The organism is Frankia tisae, from assembly GCF_025403405.1.
Classification (GTDB): domain Bacteria; phylum Actinomycetota; class Actinomycetes; order Frankiales; family Frankiaceae; genus Frankia; species Frankia tisai.
Genome location: NZ_JANEZT010000697.1, coordinates 1 through 1,281, shown reverse-complemented (window position 1 = coordinate 1,281; position 1,281 = coordinate 1). Strand labels below are relative to the sequence as shown.

Annotated in this window: 1 protein-coding gene; it reads left to right on the top strand. The window is 76.1% G+C overall.

Annotated elements, in window-relative coordinates; genetic code table 11:
• Nucleotides 1-369 precede the first annotated feature (369 nt).
• Nucleotides 370-1,281 (top strand): lipase family protein (locus tag NBZ85_RS31185; protein ID WP_261563429.1); only part of this gene is annotated, 912 nt, incomplete at its 3' end.

Genomic DNA, 1,281 nt, shown 5'->3' with positions numbered 1-1,281 from the left:
GTCCGGCGCCCCGCCCCCATCCGGCCAGCAGCCGAACCCGGCGGGGGTGGTCCCCCCGCCGGGTTCGGCTGCTGGCCGGATGGGGGCGGGGCGCCGGACTCCCTAGCGTGATCGAAATGGCTGTACGTATGCACGACATGTGTTCCCGTGACGAAACGATCACCGCGTCGAGGTACTCGCCGAAGCGCTCGCCGCGGCGGCGGAGGACCGTCGTCCTCGCGGCCACTGCCCTCATGCTCGTGTCCGCCGGCATTCTCGGCAGCGGCGCGGCTCCCGCCACTGCGTTCGTCGATGCCGCCGCGGCGCCGTTGCCAACCGCGGGAGCCGCGGGAGCCGCGGGAGCCGCGGGAGCCGCGGGAGCCGCGGACCGTGGTGACGGCCGAGCGGCTGGACGTGCTGTCGGCGGCGCAGGTGCGGGCGGTGCTGACCGCAGCCGGGTTCGACGCGGACCCGGCGATCCTGCGCTCGGGGGTGGTCAGCTACCGACTCGTCTACCGCACGATCGACCCCCGCGGGCTGGCGACCACCGCCAGTGGCCTGCTGGCCCTGCCCGCCACCGACACCCGCCGGCTGCACGTCGTCTCCTACACCCATGGCACCGAGATCGCCCGCGCCGACGCCCCGTCGACGGCGACGGACCGGGCCGCCGACGGCTGGGGCCAGGCCCCCGCCCTCACCTACGCCGCGGCCGGCTTCGCCGCGGCCGCCCCCGACTACCTCGGCCTCGGTGTCGGGCCGGGCCTGCACCCGTGGATGGACGTGCCCTCCGAGGTGACCGCGTCGCTCGACCTGCTGCGCGCCACCCGGTTGTTCCTGGCCACGCAGGGACGCACGGTCGACCCGCGGGTCCTGGTGACCGGCTTCTCGCAGGGCGCCTCGGCGGCGACGGGCCTCGCGACGGCGCTGCGCTCCGGCGCCGACCCCGCGCTGCGCCTCGGCGCGCTCGCGCCGGTCAGCGGCGCCTACGACCTGCGCTCCGTCGAGCTGCCGGCGCTGCTGGACGGCCGGGTCGAGTGGCCCTACGGCGTCGGCTACACCGCCTACCTGCTCGTCGCGTTCAACCGGCTGCACCACCTGTACGACACGCCCGCCGAGGTGTTCCGTGACCCGTCGGTCGAGGCGCTGTTCGACGGCGAGCACTCCGGCGAGCGGTTTGTCGCCGGCCTGCCGGCGAGTATCGACGCCCTACTCACCCCCCACGGCGCCGAGCTGGTCCGCCATCCGCGGGGCCGGTTCGCCGCGGCGCTGGCGGTGGCCGACGCGACCTGCTCCACGCTGCCC